We start from the raw sequence: 15682 nt of genomic DNA on the forward strand, positions 1-15682 counted from the left end.
TTGGGAAAGGGGAGCCGGGGCACGCCGTACCCGCGCGAGGGCTCGTTAGCCCGGGGTGATCCTGGGCGTTGCCCCGGCTCCCGGCTTACGTCCCGTTCTCGGCTGCGGAGTCGGGTGGGGCAGGGAAGGCGAGGTCCTCGTCGTAGAGGATGCCGGCGCGCAGGCAGTGGTGCAGGCTGCCGAGGAGCCGGGCGTAGATGCGCCGTAAGGCGGCGGGGTGGCGGTCGCCGATGGCGCGGCGGCGGTCGTAGAGGGCGCGGGCGCCTGGGGAGCGGGTCAGGGTGGCGAAGGCCCACAGGTGGCCGGTTTCGGCCAGGATCGGGTTGGCTTTGCGTCGGTGGCTGACCTTGTGGGAGGTGCCGCTTGCCCAGGTGATTGGTGTGGCCGCGCAGAATGCCCGCAGGTTGCGTGCGGTGGGGAATCGCTGTGGGTCGTCGCCGAGTTCGGCGAGCAGTCGGGCGGCAAGGAGCGGGCCCATGCCGGGGAAGCTGCGGTAGATCGCTGTGTGCGGGTGCTGCTCTGCCAGGTTGTCGATCTGTGTCCATAGGGTGTGCGCCGAGGCGATGGCAGCGTTGAGCTGGGTCAGCAGGGCGGTGGTGGTGTGTCCCATTGCGGTTTCGACTTCGGCGGGTTGGCGGAGCGTACGGGTGTGGAACAGCTCGTGCAGTCGGCTGGCCTCGGCGGTGATGAGCCGGGTACGTCCGGACGCGGTCAGCAGCGTTTCCAGACGTCGGTGGGTGAGCCGGGCCGCGCGGGTCGGGTTGGGGGCGGCGGTGAGGACGGTTCGGGCTTCCGGCCTGGTGAGACCTCCTGGCAGGTGCGCCCAAGCGGTCGCCGCCCCGGGGTAGTAGTCGCGCAACACCGATCGGAGCCGTCGCGCCAGCAGGCCGGCGGTGTGTAGCGCTTGCCGGTGGGTGCGGGTCAGCTCTCGCAGCGCGGCGGCCTGGGGCGATACCGCTGGTGCGGGTCGGTGGGCGTCTCCGTCGACCCGTAGTACGTGCGCGAGTAGGTGGGCGTCGCCCCGGTCGGATTTCTTGCGCTGGGCAGCGAGGCGGCTGCGGTAGTTGGCTACCTGCGTCGGGTTGAGCACGACGACCGGCTGGCCCGCCTTACGCAGGCCGGCGACCATCAGACCACGGCCAGTCTCGATTCCGATCGGGATCGAGCTTCGGTTGCGCCGCACCGCGGCGAGCGCGGCCAGGAGTTGGGCCAGACCGTGAACGTCGTCGGTCACACGTAGGTGGGTGATGAGCTGACCTTGCTCGTCGACGACGGCTACGTCGTGATGACTCTCGCCCCAGTCCAGGCCCGCGTAGTACCTCATGATGGTCCAGTTCAGAGAAGGGGCGTGGTGGTGCTGGTCGGGCGCACGGTCTCGCTTGAGGGCTCGGCAGCCCAGGATCGCAACGGGCATGGACCCGACCAGCCGGTGATTCGATGATCACCGGGATGGACACTAGATCGACTTACGGCCGGGATCGAGTCACGCCGATCGGTTGCGGGATTGGCCCCACCCTGGCCGGCCCCGTCGGCGCCACCACGGTGGGCCCCTCAGCTCCGGTACCTGCCGGATACGCCTCGGCGGTCTAGGGTTTGTCGGGTGCCCGGTACGCAGCCGACGTTGCCCCTAAAGATGCGGCCGGCCGAGGCGGGTGACCAGCAACCCGTCGCTGAGATGATCCGCGCCAGGTCGGCGTGGATGCGCGGGCACGGGCTTCCGGACTGGGACGCAGCCGCAGACGAACTAGCAGCCCAGGCCGGCGAGCCGAGCATTCCCATGTGGGTCCTTACCGGCGCCAGCGAAGTGATCGGCTGCACCACCCTGTACGAGCAGTCGCCAGCCTGGCTCTGGACCGAGCAAGAACGCGCCGAGCCGGCGCTGTTTATGGCCACCACCGTGACGCACCCCCGCTTCGCCGGTCAGCGCTTGGGCTGCCGACTGGCATGGTGGGTACTCGACCACGCCGCCCGCACGGGCCGGATGACGGTGCGCCGCGGCACCGTCGTGCCTCGGCTGGTTCGCTACTACCGGGACGCGCAGGGCTGGCAGGTCGTCCGCGAGAGGGAACGGGGCGGGTTGACGGTCGTAGGACTCGCCCGGCGGGCAGTCCTCATGCCGGACCTGCGAATCAGCGTGATTCAGTAACCGGTGGCCGGCGTCGCTTAACGGTCGGCAGTCGATCCATAGGTCGCATTGGTTGCCGGAGGGTGGGCAGTTAGGCGGCGAGCGGGTCGGCGAGTTCGTGTGCGGCGGGGTGGTGCGCAGGGTCGCGCAGATGGTGCGGAGGTCGTTGGCGCGGCTGCGGACTAGGCCGGTGCGGAACGCGCGTGGCACCACCGCCTGATCCGGCCTGGGGCCACGGCCGAGTCCCCACCACCGCGTCGGCTACATCCGGCACGCCTCCAACGGGATAACCAGGATCGCCCGCGCACCCACACGCTTCAGGTCATCCATGGTGCGCTGCACACCCGCGCGCTTGACCATCGCCCGCACCGCTACCCAGCCGGCGCGCGCCAGCGGCGACACGGTCGGCCCTTCGATTCCCGGCGTCAAAGCGCACGCCGCGTCCAGCGCCTCACTGGGGCAGTCGTACTCGACCATCACATACCGCCGGGCCGTCAGCACACCCTCCAGCCGCTCGACGAGGGCGTCGATCGCCTCGGCTGCCCGCGACGACTGGCGGGACGTCTCGCTGCGGATCAGCACCGCCTCGGACTCCATCAACGAGTCGCCGAACGTCACCAGTCCACAGTTCTGCAACGAGGTGCCCGTCTCGACCACATCGGCGATCGCGTCCGCCAGTCCCAGGCTGATCGCGTTCTCCACCGCCCCGTCGAGCTTCACCAACGACACGCTCACCCCAACATCCGCGAGGTACTTCCCGACCAGGGTCGGGTAACTCGTGGCGACGCTGAGACCCGCGAGATCAGCCAGTTGCTGCGGGCCGTCGGGGCGGGCAGCGAAGTGGAACCGTGACCGCGCGAACCCCAGCCGAAGGGCCTCCCGCGCTGGAGCCGCTGAATCCACCAGCAGATCCAGACCGGTGATGCCCACGTCGAGCGCTCCCGACCCGACATAGACCGCGATGTCCCTGGGACGCTGAAAAAAGAACGTCATATTGTTCTCAGGATCATTACATTGCAGCTCCCTGCCGCTGCCCCGATACACCAGGTAACCGGCGTCGGTCAGCAATCTGAAAGCTGACTCACTCAATGAGCCCTTATTGGGGACAGCCACCCGCAGCGGAGAAGTAGACAGGGCCAGATGATGGCACGATTTCCACTCCAACCAACAACCGATTCCCCGGGCAGACCTCGCCCCGGCCCAGCGTGATCCGTGAGGATCTTTCACTGCCGACGAGGTCGCGTGACATGCCGGGTACGCCACGACGTTGTACCCACTGCGCCAGGGCGATCAGCTGCTCAGGGTCGCCACGCGAATGTCGACGCCAGCCTCGCGGAATTTCTGGTGGTACTCCTCGATCCAAGTCAGGGCAGCCTTCTGCGGATCGTCGTCGTACTCGTAGATCGTCCACGTCTGCGAGCCCACCCGGACGCGCTGCACATCCATGCGCCACTGCCCGGCAGCTCGGCCAAGCGCCGGGTCGGCGTCGAGGATCTGCTGCACCTCGGCGCGCGCCTCGTCGCGGGTGAGGTAGCCGGGACCGATTGCCGGTCGGGCCAGCAGATCGTCCAACGACACATCCACGTGCAGCGTGTTCCACATGCCGATCAGGAGATCACACCGCCGCCGCACCTGAATGCACACGGAAGAGTCAGAAATCAGTCCGCGGCTCAGCGCGAGTCGATGCCGGCTGGTGCGGGCGACTGCGCGACGTCGGGCCAGCCACTCCTCAAGATGGGAGTTCGTCGGTTTGCCGTCAGCCGGCGCGCGAGGTTGTCCGGCGCGCGAGTTGGTGCAAGGCGGCAAGAATGTGCTCTTTCTCGGCGGAGGTGGTGCGGGGGTCGATAAATCGGTCGCGCACGGCCATGAGAAGCAGTTCCATCGCCGTCGCCGCGGGCACCTCTGGCGACGGCGAAGTCTTGTAGGTCAGCGGGGTGAGGGCGCGCAGGGCAGCACCGAGCGGGAGGTCCAAGGCCGCGCAGAACGCCCGCACCTTGGGTAGCTCTGGATGGTGCTGCCAGTCACCGGAGAGCCACCGGAAGATGGTGGAGCGTCCGACGCCGCTACGTGCCGCCACTTGCGTGATCGACCAGTCATGCTCGTCATGAGCGGCGTCAACGGCGTGCCGTACGAACTGAGCGAACGCGTCCTGCGCTGCCCGTTCGGTGGCACCCATCTCCTGGCCGTCGCCGTCCCCGTAGTCGGTACCCAACTAGCTTCTCCCACCCTCCCTGCTGCGGTCTGCAATGCAGTCGCGCGAGTGTGCAGACGGCCGTTGTGAGCGCTCGCGCCTGAGGGGCCGGGTCCGCTACTAGGTGACGGGGCCCGGATCTCCGCACCAGGCGCGGCAGCCCATCGCTGCGCGTACTGCCGTCCCATCGCTGTCGCCTTCACCCGAAGTCGAAGGCCTGAGTTCACAGTACGACTGGGGGCAAGCGAAGCCTATTGGAAGGCCTGGCAGCTGACGGAGGCCCTCATTTACATGATCAGCGGATGGTCGCGTGTCGACTACCGCCCATAGCTGCTCCGCCGGGCGCGCCGCCCTCGACGCTGGACGCGAAACGTTCGGGCCCCGAGATCGCCGGGGCGGCGCGCGTCACCGGTGGGGTTAACGCGGTGGCTCGACGACGACCCTGCCGCGCCTAGGGACGTCGCCGTCGTGGGCGCCGCGGCCACGGACGTGGACGACGGTGCTTGGGATGATGACGCGCCGGTCGGGTTGGACGACTGGTTCCGCCGGCTCGACGTTGCCAAGCCCGCACAACTAGTGCGCCAAGGGTGGCCGTAACCCGCCGAATGCTCGTTGAGGGCTGCACTCTGTCACCGCCTTCTCGCATGATGTATAGATGGCGGGTGCTCCGCGCTAACCCGGCGCTCAACCAAGCAGCACGGAGCACCCTGACCGACCAGCCAGTCAGCACCGATCGGCGCGGATAACTTTCCTCGACGTCCCTAATGTCGGGAAAGGAGTCCGGACCAACTCCCGACAACATCGACCGCTGTCGGGCCACCCTCGTGCATCAAGGACGACCGCATGAGCACCGGCCAGCACCCCGCGCCGCGCCGCAACGCCCGCCCTTACGCCGTCGACGAGGTCACCATCCGCCAGCGGTGCGCCAGCCCCGACGCCGCCGAGTACACCCTCTACGTGCGCGGGCTCATCGACGCCTACCTGGGCGTCGGCGGGCAGGCGAAGATCCTCGAACACGCCCGCAACAGGGGGCTGCACTACCCCGGTCTCAACAGGCAGAAGGTCTCCGAGCAGCTCAGCCGCTACCGCCTCGGCCCGACCTGGGAGATGACCGAGCTGATCATCGCCTGCCTGCCCGACAGCTGCGACACCGCCGGCATCCGAGCCCTCGCCGCGGGCTGGTACCAGTGCGCCCGCGGCCAGCTCCCTGACGGCTATAACGGTCCGGTCAGCCGCCCACCGGGTAAACCCGGCCAGCGCAACGTCCCGGAGAGCGAACCCTCAATTCCGGTCTTGCAACGCCGAGTCGCCCGCCTGCAGGAACGCCTCAAGGCGGAAACCGATCGCCACGTCAGCAACCTGCGGGCCTCGGAGAACGCCCGCAACGAAGCGGTCCGCCAGGCCATCCAGCTCGAAGTGCAATTCCACCAGACACGCGATGAGCTGCTGCGGGTTCGCACCGTCGCCGCGGAGGTCGCGACGCTCCGCGAGGAGTACGCGCGCCAGTGCGTCGCGCTCGAACTCGTGGCCGCGCCCGGCCTGCGCTCGACGCCGGTCATCGACCTGCCGGAACTGCCCGCCACCCGCCGCCGGGTCCGCTTCGGACTCCTCGTCGCCGGGATCGACACACAGTCACCACCGGCGCGCCGGGCGCTGGCCCGCTATCTGTGTGTCTACGCCGAGCTCACCGGCGTCTCCCCCACCGAGCTCGCCAGCAGGGCGGACATCGCGACCACGGTGACGATGGACATCCTCGCTGGGCGCCTCGTACCCACCGCCGCCCACGCCACCCGATTGACCACCGTACTGAACTGCGAACCAGACACCTTGCGCTACCTCATCGGCGCCGCCAGCAGCGCCACCGCCGTCGACGAACACTTCTGGAGCATCGCCGGCACCGTCGACACCACAACCTCTCCAGGCGGCGCGCCGATCGTCGAACACGTTGTCGGGTTGGATCCCGACAACCATGTCGCGCATCCCCACCCCGACCCGACAACTGCACCGTCCAGCCCGATCGCCGACCGGCTCCGCCAGGTCGCCGCCGTCTATCAGCAGGGGCTGATCAGCGTTGGCGAGTACGCCGAGCAACGCACTCGCATCCTGGGCGAGCTGTAAGGGGCCACTCGGTTACGAATGCGCGAGCCGACAGAACCGCTCGAAGGGGTAGACGCGGCGCGCCCTCTGACGGGATCGCGGTTCATCGCCTTCACGACCGTCATCTTCGGCCGCGCCCCGACCGAGCGCACGGGGTGATCTGGGATTCTCGGCGACCTCAGCGCCAGGGGCACGCACTTGCCCTCTCGGACCCGGCTGGTTGGCGACGCCGGCCGGTGCCTGCGGCCGAAAACGCGCGGGCGGCAGCGGGTAGCCGGTGTCGGACTGCTCTGGCACTCTAGTGCGGCAGTGACACAGGGCAGTCTCTTCGTTACGGAGGATCGCGGGCGTGGATGAACCGGAGGGCCGTCGGCGGCTCGGCATGGGCGCGGTGGGGCAGCTGCTGGGTGTGCCCCGGCTGAACGTGTGGTGGTTGCCATCGAAACGTGCTGAGGGCAAGCCGCCACACGTCGCGGAAGGAGTCCGGTGACCGTCCCCGATCCACTGCTCGATGCCGTGCCGGAGCACTACTACGTCGACAACGAGCACCGCGGTGAGACCCTGCACCGGTCCGCCGCGCAAGCCATCCACCGCGATGTGATCGCCCTCAACGTCGGCGACAGCGCGCGCGTGCTGGAAATCGGCACCGGCACGGGATACTCCGGCGCGTTACTCGCCGCGCATGCCGGGCCCACCGGACACGTAACCAGCATCGATATCAGCGATCACCTGGTCGGCTGGGCGAACCAGCTGCATCACCAACGCGGGGTTACCACGATCACCTGCCACGTCGCCGACGGAATGGCCGGCTACCCGCCGCACGCCCCCTACCAACGACTCGTGGCCTGGTGCACACCCCCACGGCTTCCCCGAGCGTGGGTCGAACAGCTCACCCCCGACGGACGGATCGTGGCCTGCCTGCCCATCGCCGCCCAGCCCTCCACCACCCTCATCGCGACCATCACCCTCACAGCGGGGCAACCGCACATCGAGACGATCACCTTCGGCGGATACGCCCAGAGCACCGCCGTCCCCGTCGACGACGCGCTGACCATCCCCGGCCGCTGGGTGGACTACTGCATCCAGCAGCCCGAGCCAGCGTGGATATCCATCAGCTGGCGCGACCGCGACGACCAGCATCACAGCGGCGCCCGCACCGCCCTCAACCTGCTACTGAACCCTGGTCACACGGAAACCTACGCCCATGCACCGTTGGACTGGTTGTCATGGACGGCCTTCTCCGTCATCGTCGGCGGCCACCACCGCAGCATCGCCGCTCTCCGCGACGGCATACGCGGCATCGGCCACACCACCGCAACCTCAGCCGCTGTGATCCTGACCGACTCGACCATCATCGCCGACAGCCCGGACTCCGCATCCCTGACAGCGCTGCGGACGTGGCTCGGCCGATGGGAACAGGCCGCACGACCCGCCGTGGATTGGTTCACACCCACCCTCACCCTCATCGAGGACGGTGATCTTCCAGGCTGGGACCTACAGATCAAGAACCACATCGGTACACGACGGCAGCCATGACCGGACTTGCACCACCGACAACAGCCACACTGGGCTCAGCGCACCGCATCGACAACGTCAACCCACTCACCGCCCGAACAGGCCTGGCCCAGTCCCTGAATCGGGCCATCGACTCCGCTCGCGCAATGGACACTATGGATGACGTGTAGGCACCACCGCAAAAGGTTGCACTGTCCTGACAAATCTTCCTACGCCTGGTGCTGGCGGCCGGGCCGGTTCGGCAGGTGCTGCGGGCAAGCCGCCGCCGAACCGGGGGTGATGGGCTGGCCCCAGCGTCTGGCAACCACGCCAAGCTCCTCAGCCGCCGGCGGCGGGGATTTGCCGCCCAGCCCGGTCGGAGACGAAAGCAGATTCGCCACCATCGTGGAACCACCGCCTGTCCCGCGACCGGTCAGGGGGTCAGCTGTGAAAGTTGACCGTTAGGCAGTCCTGCCGGTTCGGCACCGATAAGCCGCCCATTGAGACGTCCAGGCCGCAAGGTCCCGCACCCAAGCCGCGGTCGACCCGGTCGACTTCGACGCCCACTTCTCCGCGCTCTTCGTCGCGAAGTAGTCCAATGCCTCTGGGTCGGTCAGCCCCCACGCGGGGTGTCGCGCTAGCCACTGTTCGGCCTGTTGCGGGGTGTGTCCGGCGCTGATCAGCCACTGGGTGAGCATGGCCAGCTCGACCCACGGCGCGGCCCTGGCCGCCATCGCCCAATCGACGATCCGCAGGCCGTGCGGGGTCACGATCAGGTTGGCCGGGCCGAGGTCGGTATGAACGAGCGTGTTGCCGCCCATTGCCGGGTGCTCGAACCCGAGCCGCGCCTTCGGAGTGAACAACGGCACATCGGGTGCTGGTGTCTCACCGAGCACCGTCAGTGCTTCAGCGAGAAGATCCAGATCGGGGCTAGCCGGGGACAGGTCAGCGTGCGGGCCGTCGCAGTGCTCGAAGCCCACCACCAGCCAGCCAGCCGCCTCGAAGTGCCACTCGACGGCGGGTAGGTGAGCCCCGCAGACGGCCTCACTTACCCGCAGCTCGAAGCGCAGTGACCGAACACCAAAGTCGGTATGGGCGGCTTTGACGAACACCTTTCCGGTCGTTCCGGTGACGGTTGCGGCTATCTCCGCGTGGTCACCGGTCATGGCAGGGGTGATGTGAGATCCGCCGGCCCGGGCGGCTACCTCTTTGGTGACGGCCTTGGGTAGTGCGGTCCAGTCAATGCGCATCGGTGAGGTCGCCCTTTCAGACCCCGGGTTCGGCGGGCAGCAGGACCGCGCCTCGCCGTCTGAGAACTCGGGGTCGATGTAGTAGCCGGTCGCCTTCGAGCCTCGCGGGTGTACTCGATGGAGGAGCTGTCCGCCATGCCCTCCGTCAGGATCGGCACGTGGTGCATGAAGCCTCCCGCAATCGGCGCAGGCGGCCCTGGTACGCCTCAGCGTGTTGCGGCGAAACGTGCCAGGCGGCGTTGAACGGCTCGGTCGGGACGACCCGGTAGGACTGCACGCCTGCCGAGCCTCGTCGTAGTCGGCGCCCTCCAGATGCCCGATCGGGCGCCTCACGCGGGTCAGGTGCCAGTCGGTCTACCCAGACACTGGAGTACCCGGATGCGGCAGGATTCAGCTCATCTGAGCAGTCACCGCCGGTTGCTCCGCCGGTCGGCGACTGCTTGGCGAACGTTGGCGGTTTGCGATACGAGGACGGGGTGATACCCCGCCGGCCCGGCAGGCGATGCGGGTGGCCGTCGGTGCCCGTTTAATGAACGGCCGGTCCGACGGTCAGCGTGCCGGCGGCAGTGTCGATGGTCGCTATCGTGCCGAGTGGAATCGTCGGGGGGTGCAGGCCGTGTCCGGCTGGGATCCCCCCGAGCACGGGGACGCCGAGGCGGGTCAGACGGTCACGCAGGACGTCGATAATGCCCCACCCGCCGAGCGACGGGTCGTCGGCGGCGCCTTCAAAACCAAGGAACTGCCCGAGAACGACGCCGTGCAGGCCGTTGAGCGCACGTGAGCGGGCGAGCTGGGTGAGGGCGCGGTCGACCTCGCCCAGACCAGTGCCTTTCTGGTGTTCAAGGAAAAGGATTGTCCCTCGCAGGCTCGGCAGCCCCGCGCCGGTCTCGGTACGGATCGCGTCGAGGTTCCCGCCGACCAGGACCCCTGTCGCGGTGCCGTCCACGGTGACCGGCGTGGTGACCTCGCCCCGCTGCTGTTGCAGGACGACGGATTCAGTTGTCATCAGCGCGCTACGCAGCGCCTCGGCGGACGCGGGTCCGGTCCATTCGTCGCTCCAATTGGCGAACGGGCCATGTAGGCTGGCCAGCCCGGCACGCGCCCATAGGGCGAGGTGAACATGGCTGATATCGCTGAAGCCGACCAGCGGCTTGGGGTCTCGCCGGGCGGCCACTAGGTCCAAATCATCAACGATGCGGTACGCGCCTTTGCCACCGCGCGCCGTGAAGATGGCACGGACCCCAGGATCGCGGAACGCGGAATTCAGGTCGGCGGCTCGGTCCTCGTCTCGTCCGGCCATGTAGCCCCACCGGTCGAACACGTGGGGCCCGATCTCGACCTGAAGCCCCCACGAGGTCAACAGTTTTACGCCGCGAGCGACGCCGTCACGGGTCGGCGGGCTGGCCGGGGCGACGATGCGCACCCGATCCCCTTGGCGCAGCCGCGGGGCACGGACTCCTGCAGGCACCTCGTGGTCATTCAACGGATGTTCCCTTCGCAGACTGCAGATTAAGGGTCTTATGGAAATGTTCGGTCGGCCTTCGGGACGCGCCGAGGGTGCGCTGCGTTGCTGTAGTGCGGCGTTTCCGCCCCGTGTAGGCAGGGTGCGTAGCTCGGTGACGAGGTCATGGACGGCTGGGGCGCGCGAGGTGGCGGGGGCGAGTTCGTCGTGCAGGCGCAGCAGCAACGCCACGCTACGGGTGGAGGTTCACAGCGGGTAGGCGCCGCTCCGCCTAAAAACAGGTCCTCGCGACCTCGGCTCGTCTCGCCCGCCACACGCCCTCACAGGTGATCCGACGCCGAGGAACGGCCGGACCACGCGGCGCCGACACGGCATCTCACATCACCCTGGCGTGCCGCCTAGGGCTGCGGGCGCGACCTGTCCTCGCCGACGGTCGAAGGCTCGGGATGCCTCCGCCCTTCTGCCGGCGCTGAATGTTCAGCTATACCAGGCTGAGTCCGTTGAGTCCTTGCGCTGACAACCGGCCGCCTCCACCGATTGCAAGCCGGCCGTGCGCTTCGGCACGAGCCGTGGTGACGTCCTGCGGATGAAGATCAAGCCGGACTCGGACCAAGCGGCCACGGTGCCGAACGCGACCGAACGGGCCGTCGAGCGCAGTGTCGACTTCCACCTCGGCGACCAGAGTCGGCTCTACCGGGATGAACGCCACCGGCCGCCGCTCGGCGAAGTTGCCGGTCCACGCGGCCGGCAGCGGACACGGCCACGGGTGGCCGGCCTCGGGCCCGCGGAACGGCAGGCCGCGCAGCGCGCGTGCCACATCCTGACGATCCTCGGTCTTTACCGGGTGCGTCTGGCCGACGAAACGGAAAGTCCCGCGGTCGTCGAAGCGGCCGAGCAGCAACGTCACCGGCCGATCGAGGGCACCGGTCACCCCACCGATGACGAACTCCGCGGTGTCACGAGCGCGGACCTTCACCCACAACCCAGCGGCAGGGCGATACAAACTGGCGGCGGGCTTAATTACGAGGCCCTCCACTCCAGCGACACCGAGCTCGCCCAGCCAGCCCAGCGCAACATCCCGGTCCTGGGTCTGCGGGCAGACGGCGATTTGCGCAGGCGCGCCGCGCAGCAGCCGCTCCAGTTTCGTCCGGCGCGTCGCCAGCGGCTGAGCAAGTAATTCGACGCCACGCCCGTCGCGGAGCAGGTCAAACGCGACGAGATGAGCCGGGTGCTTCCGGACGATCTCCGGCAGCCGGTGGCCGGCCGTCAGCCGACGCTGCAGCAACGAAAAACTGGACCGGCCACGGCGGGTGTCCCAGACCAGCAGCTCCCCGTCCAGCACCGTCCTAGCCGGCAACGCACCCGCCAGCGGGGACACCAGATCGGGGAAGAACCGGGTGAGATCAACACCTTGACGTGACTGAATCCGAATGCCACCGGCAGCGCGCCAGACCACCGCCCGGAACCCGTCCCACTTCATCTCATACAGGGACCCGCTGCGCGGCGCGGGCACTGACCGGGCCGCGACCGCGCGAACCGGGTCCACGGGCCAGCTCAGCACGACGGTCCCCCTCACGGTCGGAACCCTCGACGCTAACCGCAGCAGAACGCCACTGAGCTGCCAGAACACCGAATTCGCTGACCCTGAGAGGACGGCCAGTCGGCGCTGACCGCCCCAGTCGAGCAATGACAGGCACAAGGGTGCCGAAGGGGCTGACACGCCACCCGGCGAGTCACGAGGACCAGACGGCTCTCCGCTGCCCTGATCACCGGCGAATCTGGCGGCGGTCGCAAAAATTCTATGAATTACATATCCGACATGCCCGCCTACAGAAGGTGACGAACTGCGCCGGCCGCCCTGGGCTGCAAGCGGCGCGGGACGACAGCAGCATCCGTCGGTCGCCGACCATGACTGAAAGCGATTTGCCGTGCACCTACCGATGACGATCGCATGACTCGACTCGCAATAGTCGTCACTGCCGCACCACTGCGAGGTCGCCGCAAGGGGACAGCACCCTGCTTTTACTTTCGCAGGGAGCAGTTTGCGGGTTACTGTGCTATCAGTTACCTGCCGATTCGGTTCGAAGGAGTATTGACGTGGCCAAGCAGATCATTCACAAGCTGCTCGATGACCTGGACGGCGGGGACGCCGACGAGACCGTCAGGTTCGCCCTCGATGGGGTTCATTACGAGATTGACCTCTCGAGCGCTAACGCCGGGAAATTGCGCGAGGTCTTCGGGCTGTACACCTCGAACGGGAGCAGGGTCGGCCGGGCCGGTGTCGTTGGTGGCGGACGGGCACGCGGCCCTGCAGGAGCTGGTGACGGACGAGTCACCGGGGGGCGGGTCAGCGCGGCCAGCTCCCCGGAGCAGAACAAGGCAATTCGGGTGTGGGCCAAGCGGGCCGGCAAGAACATCTCTGACCGAGGACGGATTCCCCAGGAGATCGTCATGGAGTTCCACGCACAGGCGGGTCGCTGACCTGCCGCACGTGCGAACCAAGTTGTTCGCGCCACCACCACACCGACTAGCAGCGTTCCTGCCGTTGGGGCTAACTGGACGTCGCGAGTCGCCGAGCTTTGATATTCGAGTCCGGTCGCGTGGTTGGCGAGCCGGGGACGTGTTGCACTAGGCCAGTCGCTGCTAACACGGGCTGACCCTGACTGAAATCGCCTTGCCGCTGGTAGCTCGGCAATTCGATGCAAGTTTCACACGTCCCCGGGCCCCTTTGCCCCAGGGTTAGAAGCACCACGGAAAAGATTGCACCACTACGGCTTCGCTGTAGTGAAACCGCGGTGCTCGGGCGCCCGCTTCCGGGTCACTCGCATCGAGGCGTTCTTACGCTTCTCACCCGGCGGCCCTGAACGGCAGCGCCCGTCGGGCCGCGATCCCGTCGCACCCCAGAGGCCCAGGTCAACCGACTGCTACAGCAGGGAGACACGGAAGCCCACTGACGTGAGCCCACCCTAGGGCCAGCTGCCAGGCGTGACGCCCAAGGTTCCCATCCCCGCTGGTTACCGAGGTGCGCGAGGTGCGGCACGAACCGCCACATCGTCCCACCACCCACCTCACTATGTTCGAACGTGCGTACGATCGGGTCTGTGGATGAGGTGGTCCGGAGGTGGTGGAACGGCATTTGGGGCCGTCTCGCGCGCCGTGATGTGTGGCTGATCCGCGAGACGCGCTGGAAGGTCGTCGCACGGGCCGGGGACAGCGAAACGGGCAGGGTGCTGCGTTGGGACTTTGACACGCAAGCCGAAGCGCAGGAGGTAGTCGACCGCCTGCTGCGGGCACCCTCGCCGGGATCATGGCGCGAACACATCACACCCGACTGAGCGGCTCTCGCCGCGACGCGACCCCGGCGTTCTGCGAGCCTGTTACCTCGGCTGACGAGCCGCGGCGACCGCACCCGCAGACGGCCGACCTCTGCAAGACCGCGCGGCAGATGGCGGTGTGCGACACAGCCAGGTAGAACGCCCGTCTCCCCGAGGGAGCCTCTGCCCCTCATTCAGCTCTTCACAGGAATGCCGCCCCACCGCCATGTTCATCGAAGATGGTGAGTGCGATCGTTTGTTGATGATGACGGGGAGGTACGGCATGGCACGACCAACAGCGATAACGTCCTCACTCGGTCGACCCCGTGCGCGCACAGCGGCCCTGGCACTTGCGGCGCTCGCTGGCGCGGCCCTGTCGGTTGCCATCTCAGGGCCTGCGGCGGCATCGCCACCGGGCATCCCATCGAAGGCGACCGCGCAGTCGCAGCTGAACGCCCTCACCGTCGGCGGCGAGGGATCGACGAGCGGTTACTCCCGCGACCTGTTTCCGCACTGGATCGCCGTCAGCGGCAACTGCGACACTCGGGAGCAGGTCCTCAAGCGCGACGGCACGTCAGTGGTCGTCAACGCGTCGTGTCAGGCCACGTCTGGTCGCTGGTACAGCCCGTACGACGGGGCGACCTGGTCAGCGGCCTCAGACGTCGACATCGATCACGTCGTTCCTCTCGCGGAGGCGTGGCGCTCCGGCGCGAATTCTTGGACGACCAGTCGCCGGCAGAGCTTCGCGAACGACCTGTCGCGCCCACAGTTGATCGCGGTGACCGACAACGTTAACCAGTCCAAGGGCGACCAGGATCCGTCGTCGTGGCAGCCGTCGGTGTCGTCGTACCGGTGCACCTACAGCAAGATGTGGATCACCGTGAAGTATGCCTGGGGTCTGCGGCTGCAGTCATCGGAAAAGTCCGCCCTGCAGAGCATGCTCAACACCTGTTCCTCCTGAGTCCGAGCGGCGTTGCGGTGTCGGTGTCCTCGCTCTGGGCCGCTGACGCCGAACCGCGCCGCGGTGAGTTGCCCTCCGGTGATCACAGGCTACTGAGCGCAGCCGACAGAACCGCGCCGGCGAGCATGTAGGGGCCGAAGGCGATGTCTGGTTGGCGGCGCAGCAGGAGGCGGGTCAGCGCCTCCGGCACGGCGAGCGCGTACGGCAGGGCAGCGCCCAGGAACACCGCCGGCCATCCGATCACGCCGAGCGAGGTGCCAAGGAGCACGGCCAGGCGAACGTCGCCGAGGCCCATCTGGCTTGTGGTGATGAGTGCCAGCAAGAGGTAGCCGCCGCCGAGGGCTCCGCCAGCTAGAGCCGCGGTGGTCAGGGTGTGTGCTTGGCCGGTGGCCAGCGCGTGGGCGGTGAGGATTATCCCGATCGCGAGCGTCGCAATGCCGATGATCGGCGTGGGGAGTCTCCTCGTTGCGACGTCGACGGCAGCGAGCAGCGTGCCGGCGTAGAGCACGGTGGCCCAGGTCGCGACCAGCAGCAACCCGTCGGGCCGGTCCCCGAGGAGCCAAGCCATGCCCGTGAACGCTGCGGCCATAGCGATCCCGCTTGCCAGCGCATCGAGCGTTCGTTGAGCCGGGCGGCTCGCATGAGGGCGGTGGTGGGTGTGGCGACTCGGGGAGGGCTGGGCGTTCGGCGCCGTCAGGGTCGTCATGATCCGGACGTAGGCATCAGGCATTGTCAGGCCGGCCAGCGCACCGATCAGCGCGGCGCACCACAGGACCGGTCCGGTCATC

The 15682-nt window shown here is 67.9% G+C and carries 15 protein-coding genes; 7 read left to right on the top strand and 8 right to left on the bottom strand.

All coding sequences use genetic code 11. The annotated features are described in order from the left end of the window. Window positions 1-85: 85 nt before the first annotated feature. Entirely contained in the window at window positions 86-1324 is a 1239-nt protein-coding gene (locus ACGFIE_RS00290; RefSeq protein ID WP_393289482.1) for an IS110 family transposase, read from the bottom strand. Window positions 1325-1600: 276 nt separating this feature from the next. Here ACGFIE_RS00290 and ACGFIE_RS00295 point away from each other — a divergent pair, with 276 nt between their 5' ends. After that, the gene (locus ACGFIE_RS00295) at window positions 1601-2146 is read left to right on the top strand and encodes a hypothetical protein (RefSeq protein ID WP_393289484.1); all 546 of its coding nucleotides are present in this window, start codon (window positions 1601-1603) and stop codon (window positions 2144-2146) included. 240 nt (window positions 2147-2386) lie between these two features. Here the strand turns inward: ACGFIE_RS00295 and hisG are convergent, their stop codons facing one another. The 3 genes from hisG to ACGFIE_RS00310 form a co-directional block, all read right to left on the bottom strand. Continuing rightward, complete coding sequence (gene hisG, locus ACGFIE_RS00300) at window positions 2387-3244, bottom strand: ATP phosphoribosyltransferase (protein WP_393291210.1); 858 nt, start codon at window positions 3242-3244, stop codon at window positions 2387-2389. 171 nt (window positions 3245-3415) lie between these two features. Continuing rightward, window positions 3416-3697 carry a hypothetical protein gene (locus tag ACGFIE_RS00305; RefSeq protein WP_354944603.1) on the bottom strand — a complete coding sequence of 94 codons (282 nt, stop codon included), beginning with the start codon at window positions 3695-3697 and terminating at the stop codon, window positions 3416-3418. A gap of 184 nt (window positions 3698-3881) precedes the next feature. Continuing rightward, the gene (locus tag ACGFIE_RS00310) at window positions 3882-4337 is read right to left on the bottom strand and encodes a helix-turn-helix domain-containing protein (RefSeq protein WP_393289486.1); all 456 of its coding nucleotides are present in this window, start codon (window positions 4335-4337) and stop codon (window positions 3882-3884) included. 822 nt (window positions 4338-5159) lie between these two features. On the opposite strand from ACGFIE_RS00310, the gene ACGFIE_RS00315 reads away from it, so the two are divergent. After that, the gene (locus tag ACGFIE_RS00315; RefSeq protein ID WP_354944604.1) at window positions 5160-6434 is read left to right on the top strand and encodes a hypothetical protein; all 1275 of its coding nucleotides are present in this window, start codon (window positions 5160-5162) and stop codon (window positions 6432-6434) included. A 465-nt stretch (window positions 6435-6899) separates the two neighbouring features. After that, window positions 6900-7949, top strand: a complete 1050-nt coding sequence (locus ACGFIE_RS00320) for a protein-L-isoaspartate O-methyltransferase (protein ID WP_393289487.1) — start codon at window positions 6900-6902, stop codon at window positions 7947-7949. Window positions 7950-8368: 419 nt separating this feature from the next. Here the strand turns inward: ACGFIE_RS00320 and ACGFIE_RS00325 are convergent, their stop codons facing one another. The 3 genes from ACGFIE_RS00325 to ACGFIE_RS00335 form a co-directional block, all read right to left on the bottom strand. Beyond that, on the bottom strand, window positions 8369-9157 hold the full coding sequence (locus ACGFIE_RS00325) for a phosphotransferase (protein WP_393289489.1): 789 nt from the start codon (window positions 9155-9157) through the stop codon (window positions 8369-8371). Between the two features lie 526 nt (window positions 9158-9683). Next, the gene (locus ACGFIE_RS00330) at window positions 9684-10580 is read right to left on the bottom strand and encodes an LD-carboxypeptidase (RefSeq protein WP_393289491.1); all 897 of its coding nucleotides are present in this window, start codon (window positions 10578-10580) and stop codon (window positions 9684-9686) included. Window positions 10581-11100: 520 nt separating this feature from the next. Beyond that, entirely contained in the window at window positions 11101-12180 is a 1080-nt protein-coding gene (locus ACGFIE_RS00335; protein ID WP_393289493.1) for an ATP-dependent DNA ligase, read from the bottom strand. A 536-nt stretch (window positions 12181-12716) separates the two neighbouring features. Between ACGFIE_RS00335 and ACGFIE_RS00340 the strand changes: the two genes are divergently transcribed. The 4 genes from ACGFIE_RS00340 to ACGFIE_RS00355 all read left to right on the top strand — a co-directional run bounded on the left by ACGFIE_RS00340 (window position 12717) and on the right by ACGFIE_RS00355 (window position 14894). Beyond that, on the top strand, window positions 12717-13100 hold the full coding sequence (locus tag ACGFIE_RS00340) for an Lsr2 family protein (protein ID WP_354944610.1): 384 nt from the start codon (window positions 12717-12719) through the stop codon (window positions 13098-13100). 303 nt (window positions 13101-13403) lie between these two features. After that, the gene (locus tag ACGFIE_RS00345; RefSeq protein WP_354944755.1) at window positions 13404-13589 is read left to right on the top strand and encodes a DUF5954 family protein; all 186 of its coding nucleotides are present in this window, start codon (window positions 13404-13406) and stop codon (window positions 13587-13589) included. Window positions 13590-13720: 131 nt separating this feature from the next. Further along, window positions 13721-13954, top strand: coding sequence for a hypothetical protein (locus tag ACGFIE_RS00350; protein WP_278124562.1), 234 nt, complete (start codon window positions 13721-13723; stop codon window positions 13952-13954). A 262-nt stretch (window positions 13955-14216) separates the two neighbouring features. Beyond that, on the top strand, window positions 14217-14894 hold the full coding sequence (locus tag ACGFIE_RS00355) for a DUF1524 domain-containing protein (RefSeq protein WP_393291213.1): 678 nt from the start codon (window positions 14217-14219) through the stop codon (window positions 14892-14894). Between the two features lie 82 nt (window positions 14895-14976). Here ACGFIE_RS00355 and ACGFIE_RS00360 read toward each other — a convergent pair whose 3' ends face one another. After that, window positions 14977-15681: a prepilin peptidase gene (locus tag ACGFIE_RS00360; RefSeq protein ID WP_393289495.1), complete on the bottom strand. Its 705-nt coding sequence runs from the start codon at window positions 15679-15681 to the stop codon at window positions 14977-14979. Window position 15682 lies beyond the last annotated feature (1 nt).

The organism is Micromonospora sp. NPDC049275 (genome assembly GCF_043197115.1).
Lineage (GTDB): Bacteria > Actinomycetota > Actinomycetes > Mycobacteriales > Micromonosporaceae > Micromonospora.